The 13,468-nt window shown below is 55.3% G+C and carries 9 protein-coding genes and 1 pseudogene; all 10 read left to right on the top strand.

The genetic code is table 11. The features are described from left to right. Positions 1-5 precede the first annotated feature (5 nt). The 10 genes and pseudogenes from MKI83_RS14260 (at position 6) to MKI83_RS14215 (ending at position 12,839) form a co-directional block, all read left to right on the top strand. Positions 6-758, top strand: a complete 753-nt coding sequence (locus MKI83_RS14260; protein ID WP_241587672.1) for a PP2C family protein-serine/threonine phosphatase — start codon at positions 6-8, stop codon at positions 756-758. Continuing rightward, entirely contained in the window at positions 755-1,759 is a 1,005-nt protein-coding gene (locus tag MKI83_RS14255) for a serine/threonine-protein kinase (RefSeq protein ID WP_241587670.1), read from the top strand. The genes MKI83_RS14260 and MKI83_RS14255 overlap by 4 nt, the downstream gene beginning before the upstream one ends. A gap of 35 nt (positions 1,760-1,794) precedes the next feature. After that, complete coding sequence (locus tag MKI83_RS14250) at positions 1,795-3,852, top strand: type VI secretion system Vgr family protein (RefSeq protein ID WP_241587668.1); 2,058 nt, start codon at positions 1,795-1,797, stop codon at positions 3,850-3,852. A gap of 14 nt (positions 3,853-3,866) precedes the next feature. Further along, on the top strand, positions 3,867-4,862 hold the full coding sequence (locus MKI83_RS14245) for an SEL1-like repeat protein (protein WP_241587665.1): 996 nt from the start codon (positions 3,867-3,869) through the stop codon (positions 4,860-4,862). A 15-nt stretch (positions 4,863-4,877) separates the two neighbouring features. After that, entirely contained in the window at positions 4,878-7,802 is a 2,925-nt protein-coding gene (locus tag MKI83_RS14240; protein ID WP_241587662.1) for an NlpC/P60 family protein, read from the top strand. Then, positions 7,799-8,191 (top strand): hypothetical protein, encoded by a 393-nt coding sequence (locus tag MKI83_RS14235; RefSeq protein WP_241587659.1) that lies wholly within the window; start codon positions 7,799-7,801, stop codon positions 8,189-8,191. Before MKI83_RS14240 ends, MKI83_RS14235 begins: the two co-directional genes overlap by 4 nt. 91 nt (positions 8,192-8,282) lie before the next feature. Further along, a pseudogene (gene tssI / locus MKI83_RS14230) lies at positions 8,283-9,284 on the top strand (type VI secretion system tip protein TssI/VgrG); the annotation flags it as partial. 88 nt (positions 9,285-9,372) lie between these two features. Beyond that, on the top strand, positions 9,373-9,741 hold the full coding sequence (locus MKI83_RS14225) for a hypothetical protein (protein ID WP_241587656.1): 369 nt from the start codon (positions 9,373-9,375) through the stop codon (positions 9,739-9,741). Positions 9,742-10,045: 304 nt separating this feature from the next. Then, positions 10,046-12,403, top strand: a complete 2,358-nt coding sequence (locus MKI83_RS14220) for a DUF8812 domain-containing protein (RefSeq protein WP_241587654.1) — start codon at positions 10,046-10,048, stop codon at positions 12,401-12,403. Beyond that, positions 12,363-12,839 carry a hypothetical protein gene (locus tag MKI83_RS14215; RefSeq protein ID WP_241587652.1) on the top strand — a complete coding sequence of 159 codons (477 nt, stop codon included), beginning with the start codon at positions 12,363-12,365 and terminating at the stop codon, positions 12,837-12,839. The genes MKI83_RS14220 and MKI83_RS14215 overlap by 41 nt, the downstream gene beginning before the upstream one ends. Positions 12,840-13,468 lie beyond the last annotated feature (629 nt).

Here is a 13,468-nt window from a genome sequence, read left to right as displayed (position 1 = left end):
TGGGCATGCTGCAACCTGTTGCCGCGCGCTGGCGTAGTGCCGCGCGCAGCGACATCGGCAAGGTGCGGGCGCGTAACGAAGACAGCTTCGTCAACTTGGCCGAGCGCGGCTTGTGGCTGGTGGCCGACGGTATGGGTGGCCATCGCGACGGCGCGTTGGCCAGCCGTTTGATTGCCGAAAGCTTGACGGAGCTACCCTATGCGGACTTGAGCTTGGCCGAACGTACCCGCCATGCGCAGCAATGTTTGCATTGGTTAAATCGTCGCTTTAGTGACGAGCTGACCCTATTGGCCGACCGCAGTCTCGACCCTGTGATGGGCAGCACCGTCGTCGCCCTGTTGGCCGACGGGCAGCAACTCAGCTGTTTGTGGGCGGGGGATAGTCGGTGTTATTTGCTGCGTAACCGCCAGTTGTATCAACTCAGCCGTGACCATTGCTTGGCGCGCGAGCTGATCGAGCAGCAGCAAGTGGATGCTACAACCGCGGCTAAACATCCGCAGGCGCAAGCACTGACTCAAGCCATCGGTGCGGCCAGCGAGCTGAAGCTGGAGATGCTTGAGTTAGAAGCCCTGCCGGGGGATGCGTACCTGCTGTGCAGTGATGGTTTGTATCAATACTTAAGCCCCAGTCAGTTATGTCATGCGCTGGCCTCGCCCAACCCTGAACAAGCGTTGGAGCGCCTGTTCGCACAGGTGCTCAGCGGCCCCGCGCGCGACAATTTGAGCGCCGTGGTGCTGCACTACGGAGGTCGCCCATGAGTGCAGCGCTGGAAGACTTACGCATCGCCGCCATCGATGCGCCCGAGCGTGACGATGCTTTTGCCGAGTTTGCCGCCAATGCCCGCTCCGGTTCGTTGCAAGCGCGGCAAAAGCAGTTGGCGGGCAATGCGCTGCCGGAGGTGTTGTGCGGGCGTTATAAAATCGAGCGCCTGCTTGGCGTCGGCGGCATGGGGGCGGTGTACCGCTGTCGTGACTTGTTGCGCGAACAGTTTGGCGACCCCGATCCTGTGGTGGCGGTAAAGGTGCTCAGCGAGGATTTTTGTGAATACCCAGACGCCAATGCCTTGCTGTACAGCGAGTTTGCTTTAACCGCCCGCTTACGCCACCCCAATATCGTGCGCCTGCACAGCTTCGAAGTGGATGCCGACTGTGGTCGCGCGTTTATCGTTTTGGATCTACTTAAGGGGATTACCCTCGACCAATTGTTGAGTAATCAGCAAGGCTTGCCGTGGCTGCAGGTGCAAGAGATCGGTCAGCAGCTGTGCCAAGCGTTGAGCTATGCCCACGAACACGGCGTACTGCATGGCGATATCAAACCCAGCAACCTGATGCTCGGCGATGACGCCATCACCTTGTTCGATTTTGGTTTAGGCCAAGCTGAAGAAAGCCGCTTACCCGGCTTGCCACGGCTGGCGCGCAGCCGCTTTGCCGCGTGGACGCCGCGTTACGCCGCGCCTGAGTTGCTCGATGGTGGCGAGTTAACCGCCGCTGCTGATGTCTACGCGCTGGCCTGCGTGCTGTATGAGCTAGCCAGCGGACAACACCCGTTTCGCCGTTTAAGCGCCAAGCAAGCGGTGCAGACGGGCTTAGTGCTCGAGCCAGCTGCGCAATGGCCAGAAGTCCGTTGGCCGATGCTGGCGCAAGCGCTGGAGTTTGACCCGCTTAAACGAATCAGCCTCGCCGAGCTGCTACAAAGCTTGTGCGAAGAGATTGCTGTACCGAGTCGTTGGCGAACGCGTTGGTTCGGTCGGCGCGCTTAGGGATACCACCCAGAAATACCACGGAAGGAAACGCCATGTTCAACCCGGCCAATACTGCGCATTTCACCCTCGCCATCGACGGGCTGGAGCACGACCTGCAAGTGCTCGCCTTCGAGGGCCGCGAAGCGCTCAATCAGCCGTACCGCTTCGACATCACCTTAGTCAGCGAGCAGCCTGATCTGGATTTAGAGTCGCTGCTGCACCGCCGTGCCTTTCTCGCCTATACCCCGCAAGGGCAGGGTGTGCATGGCGTGATCCAGCGGGTCGCGCAGGGAGAGTCGGGCCATCGGCTCACCCGCTATCACGTCACCTTGCAGCCGCAACTGAGCTACTTAGCGCTGCGCCATAACCAGCGGATTTTTCAGCACTTAACCGTGGCCGACATTATCGCTACTGTGCTGGAAGAGCACGGCATCGTCCAAGGCGGTTACCAGCTCCAGCTCGGCCCCACGGTGTACCCCAAGCGCGATTACTGCGTGCAGTACGACGAAAGCGACCTGCACTTTATCCAGCGCCTGTGCGAAGAAGAGGGCATCCACTACCACTTCGAGCACAGCCAAGCCGGCCATGTGCTGGTGTTTGGCGACGACCAAACCAGCTTCCGCAAACTCGGCCGGCCCACGGTGTATTTACCCGATAGCGGCATGACCGCCGACGAGCCGGTGATCAAACATTTTGCCGTGCGCGTCGCCAGCCGCACCCGCCGCGTGACCCGGCGCGATTACGACTTCGAAAAACCGCGCCTGCTCATGGAGGCGGCCTTTACGCCAAACGATGAACGCCGCGAACCGGATCTAGAAGACTACGACTACCCCGGCGCCTTCACCGAGCGCCCGCGCGGCAAACACCTAAGCCAACGCATTCAAGAACGCCACCGCGCCGACTACCAACAAGGCCAGGGCGATAGCGACCAGCCGCGCTTAGTCACCGGCCACCTGCTGGAAATCAGCGACCACCCGCGAAAAGAGTGGAATGACCTCTGGCTACTCACCGAAGTGCTGCATCACGGCAAACAACCGCAAGTGCTGGAAGAAAACGCCGACATCCTTAACTTTGAGGGTGAGGGCCTAGAAAGCGCTGAAGACTTCGAACAAGGCTACCGTAACCACTTCCTCGTCACCCCGTGGCAAGTGCCGTACCGCCCGCCGTTTGTGCACCGCAAACCACAAGTGCTCGGCAGCCAAACGGCCGTGGTCACCGGCCCGCAAGGGGAGGAAATCCACTGTGACGAATACGGGCGCATCAAAGTGCAATTCCACTGGGACCGCGAAGGCCAAGCCAACGAACACACCAGCTGCTGGCTGCGCGTAGCGAGTAACTGGGCCGGCGACCGCTACGGCGGCATCGCCATCCCGCGTATCGGCATGGAGGTGCTGGTTACTTTCTTAGAAGGCGACCCAGACCAGCCGCTGGTGACTGGCTGCCTGTTCCATAAAGAACATCTGGTGCCCTACGACCTGCCGGCGAATAAAACCCGCAGCGTGTTCAAAACCCTCTCCAGCCCCGGCGGCGGGGGCTACAACGAACTGCGCATCGAAGACAAAAAAGGCCAAGAGCAGATCTACCTGCACGCCCAGCGCGACTGGGACGAAAACATCGAACACGACCAGCGCATCCGCATCGGCAACGAGCGGCACGACACGGTGGAGGCCAACAGCCACACCGAACTGCGCCTCGAAGAACACCACACGGTAGTCAAAGACCGCAAAGTCGAAATCAAACCCGACGACCACCTGACCATCGCGCAAGAACAACACATCCAGCTCGGCACCGGCCAGCTCACCAAAGCTGGCCGCGAAATCCACCTTAAAGCGGGGCAAAAAATGGTCATCGAAGCCGGCACCGAACTGACCATCAGCGCCGGCGGCAGTTTTATCAAACTCGACCCCGGCGGCATCACCCTAGTCGGCCCAATCGCCCGCCTCAACGAAGGCGGCAGCCCCGGCAAAGGCAGCGGCATCGCCATTAAACCGCCAGTGCTACCGGGCATGGCGGATAGTGATATCGGTGGGGATGTGTTGGAGCAGGCGCAGCTGAATTCACTGCTGAAGACAGAAAAGCAACCGCAAGCATTTTTCCTATTTTCTGAATGACGAGACATTGCTCCATGCCCCTTCCTACTCGAGCCCGACTTCTACGTCGTGCAGCGCCAGCGATCCTAGCGGCAGCCTTCTTTACCAATGGGCTGATAAACGACGCCTGGGCAACTTCTTGCCCCGCTGAGCACTTTGATGATTTCACCAAATCATTCATACAAAACACTAAGACTCGTCAGGCATACATACAAAAGCCACTGACGCTGCAACGAGTCGTTGTACAGGGCGATCAAGCAAGCGTCACCAGCAACAAAGCATCGGATCCAACTCGCGAGGTGGAGCGATTGCTCGCCCTGCAAAAGAGCAATGAACTGAACGTAGAAGTGAATTCTCCTGATCGAATAACGCTACGTGACAACAAAGGAGAGTTTCTAATCATTTTGTTATTCGAGCGGACAAACTGCTGGGAGCTTAAAAAAATTGAGGACTGGTCGCTGGGTCAACAATTGCCTACCGATAATACCAACGACCCGGCGGCCGTCGCTGTAAAGCGGGGTAACCTTTATGACCGTCTAGCTGTCGAAACACCCTCCAACTCCCTCGTTGCTCTCTATGCCTCGGCGTTAGACAGTTATCTGTATGGTGCCAATCTAGGGTCGGCCAAGGCCGCCTATCTCGCGGCAGGAATCAGCCTCTCAGGTCAGGCACCACGCCTGCACAACACGCTTATCCAATCACTGCTGGAAACCGCATCGCACAGTGACCCCGATGCCGCCCTCACCCTAGCCAGCTTCTACTGCGACGAAGGCGAATATAGTGCCCCCCGCCTATGCCTGAATCCGGAAAAGTCTATGGAAGCCCTCCGAAGCTCGGCCCGATTGGGGGCATCCGCTGCATTGGTGGAGCTGGGCAGCGCCTACGCAGCCGGAAAAATCGTCGAGCGCGACGCTCAGCGTGCCCTTGCCTGTTATCAGGAAGCAAAGGCCATGGGAGTCCATGGCCTGCAGCCATCCATTGAGGCTCTAAGAGCCGCTGGCGTCGAGCCTAACAACATTCATTGCCTTTAATTCAGGGATTCCAGCATGAGTACCGGATTACTCGAACAACGCGTCAATTACCCCAATACAAGCTACGAATACGGTTATGGCAGCGGTGGCAATGCAGATGTTGATGGAGACGGGCGCAAAGAAGTCGACTGTTCACATTTGTTGCATCTAATGCTCAAGGATGCGGGGTACAGCATTCCGTACCGCTCCACGGCACAGCTGAATATCGACTCAACACACTTTGAGTCTATTTCTCAGGAGGCCGCACAGCCCGGTGATATAGCTCTCTGGACCGACATGAGTCACACAGGCGTTGTGGAGTCTTTCGCCGAGCCTAGAATTAAGGGAGTGTTCTTCGGATCGCAGACCTCAACAGGGCCAAAATCCGCTCGCTTCGGGGCGGGGAGCGGTTACTGGCCGATGCCCAACAAGTACCTACGGCCAAAGCAGGAGTTCCGAACCACGGCCCAAGCCATACCCTCAGCTACGGCATCAGCACCAGCGGCTGAACCACCCAAGGCGAAGGTCAGGCCAACGCTCAACTTCGAATATCCGATCCGCAAAGCCAGCGGTCAGCAATACAGCGAAGCAGAAGAGCTGTTCAGCCTTCTGAGCAAAGAATCCTCCGGACATTACCTACTGGGAAACCATGGTTTCTGGCATGGCGGCGTGCATTTCAGCGAAGCAAGCTCACCGCAATGTGTCCGTCAACAGCCCGTGCGTTGTATCGCCGATGGCGAGGTCGTGGCCTATCGTCTGAACAGAGACTATCTGGAGTCGAATTACACTGGCAGCGCGCAGTGCACCAACCTGCGTTATTCCAGCTCATTCTGCCTAGTCCGCCATGAGTACTACTCTCCACCGAACAAGGCGACTGATGCCAACAAGGACAAACAAAACAGCCTGGTTTTCTATAGCCTCTACATGCATCTGTTGCCCTACGAGCACTATGCGGCTGAAGAGGAAAAAGAACCGCAACGGGTCAAAGTGGTCAACGGCGGCTGGCCGGCGCGAAACCTGCCTAAGGGCGAACTCGGCAGTGAAGTACTGGGCAACATTCCCAGTGGTACGGAATTCATGATTCTCGAAGAGCGAGAAACTACCGACGGCAGTTATCGGTTCTCGCGGGGCCGTATTACCAAGGGAAAGGTCGGAGAAAAGAAGGAGGGTGACGAAGTCTGGTTCGCATCGTTGCAAAACGGCCAGCCGATCCAAAACAGTGCCGGCAAGCGGCGTCTACAGGAGGTGCTGCCTCCAGAGCGTGACCGCCCAGGCTACTGGCAAGGCAAGGTTCGTGCGACTGTCAGCACCTTAAACGGCGTCAAAGTGCGCAGCGCGCCATCAGGAGACAAAGGCGGACCTCAGGTGGCACCGAACCAAGTTCTATGCCCAGGTAGCATTGTCGAATTCGATAGCGAAAAGGTGATCTGGCTTCAGCTGGAAGACGGAAAGAACTATCCCATGGCCGAATGTACCTTTGTTCCGGGACAAGGTGGACTAAAGGGAGAAGGCACCCTACCGTCAACCTTCTGGATCTGCGTGGAGGACACGGGTAAAGGAAAAATGGTCAACCGCGAGAGCGTTGTTCCCAACCGCTTCGACTTCGTCGCCACTCTAAAGACGGCCATCAAGGCCGGTGATCCGATCGGCTACATGGGCCTGTACGAAACACCGACTGTCGCTGGTGGGCGAACCGGCAAGCACCAAGTGCATGTCGAGATTTTTACTGGGGATGCTCAGCTGCCGGCCTTTCTAGAAAACCAAGCCAAGTTGGAAGAAGGGCGCAAGCAGCTGCGTCTACCCGCAGGGACTGAGCTGGCCGACCGCTCGATTCTGAACGCAAAGCCGAGCCCCTTACCCGCCAATAGTTACAGGCTGAAGCGGGAGCACGTCGTGCCGATGGACAAGAGCCCGATCATCAAGGACAGCAACGGGCAAGAGTGGTATCAGGTGGCCGTGCTGGAAAATCGGCAGAGCATCGCAGGTTTGGTAAAGAAGCCGACCAACGCCTCCTCGGGTCTGGAAGTCATCTCTCAGTACGACCTGAAGAAGTATGGTTTTCGCATCGTCGAAGAGCAGAACTGCAACTCTGACGGTTTCCTAGATAGCGACAACATGCCAGCGTTCTTTAAAGAGCTGTACAACGAGATCGACAGCCACGGTGATGCGAACGGTGAGGTAAGTTCGAAGGAGCTAAAAGCGGCCTTGCGTGATCCGGCCCTACGCGAGCGCTGGTCCAAACTGATTGCCTTGCACCCCACAGAATGGCAAGCGAAGTCCAGTGATACGAAATGGCAGCGCCTGAATAGCCTGCTCAAAGACAACCAGGAATTACTCAGACACGAACAAGAGCGAATCGACAATTTGGTTTTCTGGGACGACGCAAAATTGGTCGGACTCAAACCGTTGGTCCACCACTTCCATCCCATTGCCTTTATCCACCAGTTGAAGAAATACACCCTAGTATCCAGTGGCGCCGACTACACCGTGGAGGATGGCAAGACCGCGCTGCGGATCATCTATGACAAGTACGGCAAAGACATGGCAGTGATCATCGAGCGCATGTATCGAGACGAAACCGCGCATTTCAAATCGCTCCAGTACGTAAAATGCGGCACCGGTGGCATGGAAGCTTTTGGTGAGCCGCCCCACTACGGCTGGGATAGCTCATTCTTCTCGCAACATCCGGATTTCACACCGACGGGCATTTGGGAAGCGTTCGAGAACAAGGGCATGAGCGGCCAAGGCGGAAACAAGCAAGTCACAGATAAGAAAAAACGCTTCATCGTCTTCCCTTCGGTACTCGGTGGCATGGAGTACAAAGCGTTCTACATCAACAAACACAATGGTAACTGGGCACGCTGGCACTCGACGGATACCACGATCCAGGCCACATACAAGAAGCATCTGGAAAACATCAAACCCCGTTTCGTGAATGAGTTCGAGGCCAACAAAAAATGAGAAAAGCGTTCTATCTCGCGCTACTTCTACTCACACTTATCGGCAATGCCGCCTGCGCCCCCCTTCCCCCGGAAGAGCCATTTTCGGCGAGTCAGAATCAAGAGGAAGGCTCTTGCTATGCGTATCTGACCGAACTAGTGAGAAGTAGTAACTTTCCGTTCAAATATGTGAGTAAGGAAAAAACCAATTTGCTGATCGACAACGACACTGGCGAGAGCGTGATGGCCAAGTTGTTTTTCGATACAAACGGCACCGGCACTATCGGATGGGTGCAGTACGACGTGACCCTGCGTCAGTTATTCAACATTTCAGGTGATGTGGACGAACCACAAGAGCTTAAGTTCGACACTTCCTTCGCAATTGATTACGAAGAATGCATCGGACATTAATGTGAAAAGCCCTCAGCTATTTGCGAGTAGTGTATTGCTGTTCGCCATCCAGTTGATTTCGTTCAGCACCTTCGCGGCCGAGCCGAGTAACCGCAACCACTTCCTCGTCACACCCCCCCCCCCGTGGCAAGTGCCGTACCGCCCGCCGTTTGTGCATCGCAAACCGCAAGTGCTTGGCAGCCAAACGGCCGTGGTCACCGGCCCGCAGGGTGAAGAAATCCACTGCGACGAATACGGCCGCATTAAAGTGCAATTCCACTGGGACCGCGAAGGCCAAGCCGACGAACACACCAGCTGCTGGCTGCGCGTGGCGAGTAACTGGGCCGGCGACCGCTACGGCGGCATCGCCATCCCGCGTATCGGCATGGAAGTGTTAGTCACCTTTTTAGAAGGCGACCCCGACCAGCCGCTGGTGACTGGCTGCCTGTTCCACAAAGAGCATCTGGTGCCCTACGACCTTCCGGCGAACAAAACCCGCAGCGTGTTCAAAACCCTCTCCAGCCCCGGCGGCGGGGGCTACAACGAACTGCGCATCGAAGACAAAAAAGGCTAAGAGCAGATCTACCTGCACGCCCAGCGCGACTGGGACGAAAACATCGAGCACGACCAACGCATCCGCATCGGCAACGAGCGGCACGACACGGTCGAGGCCAACAGCCACACCGAACTGCGCCTCGAAGAGCACCACACGGTAGTCAAAGACCGCAAAGTCGAAGTCAAACCCGACGACCACCTGACCATCGCGCAAGAACAACACATCCAGCTTGGCAGCGCCCAGCTCACCAAAGCAGGCCGCGAAATCCATCTTAAAGCTGGGCAAAAAATGGTCATCGAAGCCGGCACCGAACTGACCCTCAGCGCCGGCGGCAGCTTTATCAAACTCGACCCCGGTGGCATCACCCTAGTCGGCCCGCTCGCCCGCCTCAACGAAGGCGGCAGCCCCGGCAAAGGCAGCGGCATCGCCATTAAACCGCCAGTGCTACCGGGCATGGCGGATAAAGACCAAGCGGGCAACTTACTCGACCAAGGCCTGACCAATAGCACCGCCAGTACGCAGAAGAAGCGTAAGCGGATGTTGAATTTTTCGGGTTAAGGAATGCGCAGTGCTCGATAAACGATGGAATGCGCAGCTGCTCTTGCTTGGGCTCGTCGCTGTGTTGCAGGGGTGTCATGGCGACTCATTGCAGCCTTTGCGTTATGAGGATGCGTTGGCGGCTTATGAGCTGGGTGGCGATTCGCCTAATTACATCTGCGCTATTGCGGCTGAAAAGGCAGTTGCTCTTGAGCAAGAGTTTTTTAGCGTAGTGCTGTTGGAGGACAAGGCTTACATCCAGCTGGCAAAAGCAGGGCTGCTGGAAATGCTGCTCAAAGAGGCTGCTGATGAATACACTGCATATGCCACGCAAGGCATTGTGTTGCGGGTTGAGGTTTTAAGCCGGGCGAATATTTCTGAATACGAAGAGTCAGCTGATCAGCGTATGCGTTTGGCGTTTTCTGGTGCGCTAGGTGATTTTGCTATTACAGGGGCAGCGCAGAGCTGTGGAATTTAAGTCGAACGGCCACTGGGCAGTTGGCGTTTAACCTCAAGGAAGAATCATGACTCAACAAGAAAACCTACCGTCAGCGACTAATGCGCCAAGTGCAGCGCCCAGCGAGGCCAAGCGCACGCCGCTGGCGCCGGCAAAAAGCTGGGTATACCCCTGTAGCACCAACGCCGACCCATTTGCCGCCATGGCCGCGTTGGCCAAAGCCAAGGGCGGGTTTTATCCCGTGGGCAATAACGGCCTGTGGCATGGCGGTATTCACTTCGATAGCGGCACTCAAGCCGCCTTCGATCAAAGCAGCGTGCGCTGCATGGCCGATGGTGAGGTGGTGGCTTATCGCATCGACGAGCGTTACCCCTTCAGCGAGTTCGCGGGGGATGTGCCGACCTTTAAGCGAGCGCCGTTTTCCACCGGTTTTGTCTTGGTGCGTCATCGCCTACAAGCACCAGCGCTGAATAAGCCCGGTGCAGCTACGCCGCCGGCTATCACGCTCTACAGTTTGTATATGCACCTGCAAGATTGGCAGGGTTATACCGCTAAGCCAGACCTGCCTAAGCCGGCCTTCTGGGGCGCTGGGCTGTATAAGGTCAACTGCCAAACGGATGTTGTGCAAGGTTTGCGTGCGCGAAAAGGCAACAACCGCACGTACCCTGTGCAGTGCGTACTGCCGCGCGGCACGGTGGTGGAGGTGGACCCTAACGAACGCTCTGGCGGTTGGCGCAAAGTCGTCAGCTGCACGCCAGCTGCGGATCAGGCCGTGGGTTGCTGGGTAGACAGCGGAAAAATGGACTATTTAGGTGGCGATCGCTACCGGATTGGGAAGAGTGCCAAAGACCCGTTTAGCGCCGATATAAAAGGCTTGCACGTTCGTGAAGGCAAAGACGGCGGAGCGATTCTGGGCGTACTGCCCGATGGCGCTTTGGTTAAAGCACAAGGCGAGCCGAGCGACAAATACTGGAAGCTCACTGAGTTGGTCTCCGGCACAGCAACACCGGCTATAGCGGCAGGGCAAGGCTATGTGTGGCGCAAAAGCTTGGAGGGAGATAACAAGCCCAAGGCCTTTGACAGCGTGGTAGTGCTCGACACACCATACCCGATCAAAACCGGTGAGCTGATCGGCCACTTGGGCTTGTACCAAAACCACGACGAAGTGGCGGCGAGCCCCTTGCTGCATGTTGAGCTGTTCACCACCGACGACATGCCCGCTTTTGTCGCCAAATCACGAGCGTGGGCAAGTCAGCTGCCCGTCAGTGAACAAACCCTGCTTAAAGTGCATAAGGGCAGCCGTTTGATTGGTCATCAGGCCGCGTTTAGTGCCGACAATCCGCCCAAGCACAGCGATAGCGGAGCTGAAGTTGGCTGTGATCTGCTCATCCCGCAGAGTTACCTCGACGGTCTGCCGGCCAGCCATAAGATCACCAGCAAGCCGGCGGATAAAAACAGTCAACCACAGCGCTACTGGCGCATCGACAACCTGCTCTGCGACAAAGAGCAGCAGCCGATTAGCGGCTGGGTCATCGAGCAAGACCCACTCACCACCCGGCACAGCCCTTGGGAGTGGCAAGGCTACGATTTCATCGAAAACAGAGAACCGCCCAAAGGGGCTTTGGCCTACTACCTCAACGCCCTGCGCCGTTTAACCGACGACGAAAAAGCCCAATACCAAGCCCTGATCGACCAAAGCGACAAAGGCCCAGTCAAACAGCGCCTCTACGACGTGATCGACACCAACCTAGACGGCCACCTCACCAGTGACGAAATTCGCACCGCACTCAGCAAACCTTGGCAAGCCCAATCCCTCGGCCAACTGATCACCCAACACGAAAGCGAGTGGCTCTGGAACCAAACCAAATGGGACGAGCTGGATGCCTTAATGGAACACACCCCGGCAGACCCGAATGCTGTGTGGGTGGAAGAGAAGAAGCGAATTCAGAAGCTGCGTTGGTGGAGTGAGTTGGCCGAACAGTCTGGAATAGCTGCGGATGGGGTGGTTTGGCATTTTCAGTCTACTGGATTGATTTTTAATTTTAGAAAGTCAGATGATGAGAATGACCTAAAGTGGCTGAAAGTACCAAAAGGACAATTAACTTTTGATGTCGAAGGGAATGACATTGATGGTTCAATATATTTTAGTCGAATAGTACATTGGCCGCCCGTAGGAGCATCTGGGGTAACGATTGGCAGAGGATATGATGTAGGTCATCAGCCAAATGTTAAGGCTAACTTGGAAAGTGTTGGGATCTCAGAGCCTCTTTTGTCTTGGCTAGATAATGGGGCAGGGCTTAAGAGGAATAATGCGCGCGATTATTTGGCGGGTGCAAGCGAAAAAATCAGGCAGTTTCAGATTACAAGAAAGCAGCAGCACGATCTTTTCCTTTTCGTTTACGGATTCATGGAAGAGGATGTCAAAAGGATATGCGCAAAAAGAGATGTGGTTGAGTCTTTCGGGAGTACAGACTGGGAGAAGCTTAACCCCAAAATTAAAGACATGCTCATCGATCTCAGGTATCGAGGTGACTATACGCCATCTATACGCGCAGAGATCCAAATTCATGTGGCAAATAATGATTTGGCTAGTTTTAGTGCGGCTATTAAAAAACGGTCTATATGGCCGGAAAATTTACCAAATGATCGATTCGCAAAAAGATTGGAATTTCTGGAAAAATAGAATGAAAAAAAGGCAATTGTTAACGGCGCTCGTAATGTTCCCGCTGCATCCTATATTCGATGCGGTCGCAGCCGATGAGATTTCGGTCTATGCGATGGAGATGAACGTAAAGCGAATTAATGAGGTTATTTTTCGATACACCAGGTTTAACTCGGAGTCCCCTTATCCATGTCTTAGGCTTGAGCTAATAAGTCCGCAAAAGCACTGGAAGGTTGTTGATAGAAAAGACATGTGTGAAATGAATGGAAAGGACTTGGGTGTGGGGTACTCGTATTCTGGGTTCGACTCTTTCGTGTTTAAAGAAGACGGAATAACCTTCAGGTTTAATTATTTCGAAAAAGATAATTATGGCGAATATTCTCAACACTGCTCCGTTGTTGTTGTTGGGGAAAAAATGCAAGCCGTAGAATGCAGTGATCCGGGCTTGGTTGAATAGAAATATACGAAAAGGTGACCAGGGAAGGTGGCGGATTTATTTTATAAATCTGCATAAGGATAAAAGGTGGGTTTATTTGTTAGGTATCGCAAATCTAGAAATAAATTTACCGCCTTTTCCGTAAGTTGATAGGTGGTAAATGTCTAATAGATTTTTCTTGGGGGTTGCGATTCTAGTGCTCCCGCTATTCGCCACTTTGCTCCTTACTCTGGCGTTAGCTACCTCGGCATATGCGCAGAAGGAGACCCTCACATTTACTAGGAACGGCACCACGGAGACCTATCAAGGAAACATGGAGTCCGGGGAGTTGACGGTAAGTTGGGGGGCGGAAACGATGGTACTAGCCGATATCGTTGGTTACGCAGGCCAAACGTCCAGAGCCTTGGTCGCGTTTAACGGTACTCCGGCGTTGACGTACGAAACTTCCGGATAGAACACCTCATTTGAGGTGTTCTATACCCTTGCGCTCAGAGACATAGGACCGGTAATCGACTGCATATACGGCAATATAAGAAATGGGCAGAATGGCGCCTCCATCCGCAAGGCCGCATGCGAAAAGGTGACAGATTTATTTTTACAGGGCTGTATAAGGTCAACTGCCAAACGGATGTTGTACAAGGTTTACGTGC

The sequence above is a fragment of the Atopomonas sediminilitoris genome (assembly GCF_022601735.1).
In the GTDB taxonomy this organism is placed as follows: domain Bacteria; phylum Pseudomonadota; class Gammaproteobacteria; order Pseudomonadales; family Pseudomonadaceae; genus Atopomonas; species Atopomonas sediminilitoris.
Note: the sequence above shows the minus strand (reverse complement) of the source record. Positions and strands in the feature narration are given on the sequence as shown.

Bases quoted from the DNA above. Each gene is read 5' to 3' on its own strand.
- MKI83_RS14260 (WP_241587672.1), top strand. From the start codon at position 6: ATGCTGCAACCTGTTGCCGCGCGCTGGCGTAGTGCCGCGCGCAGCGAC.
- MKI83_RS14255 (WP_241587670.1), top strand. From the start codon at position 755: ATGAGTGCAGCGCTGGAAGACTTACGCATCGCCGCCATCGATGCGCCC.
- MKI83_RS14250 (WP_241587668.1), top strand. From the start codon at position 1,795: ATGTTCAACCCGGCCAATACTGCGCATTTCACCCTCGCCATCGACGGG.
- MKI83_RS14245 (WP_241587665.1), top strand. From the start codon at position 3,867: ATGCCCCTTCCTACTCGAGCCCGACTTCTACGTCGTGCAGCGCCAGCG.
- MKI83_RS14240 (WP_241587662.1), top strand. From the start codon at position 4,878: ATGAGTACCGGATTACTCGAACAACGCGTCAATTACCCCAATACAAGC.
- MKI83_RS14235 (WP_241587659.1), top strand. From the start codon at position 7,799: ATGAGAAAAGCGTTCTATCTCGCGCTACTTCTACTCACACTTATCGGC.
- MKI83_RS14220 (WP_241587654.1), top strand. From the start codon at position 10,046: ATGGCCGATGGTGAGGTGGTGGCTTATCGCATCGACGAGCGTTACCCC.
- MKI83_RS14215 (WP_241587652.1), top strand. From the start codon at position 12,363: ATGATCGATTCGCAAAAAGATTGGAATTTCTGGAAAAATAGAATGAAA.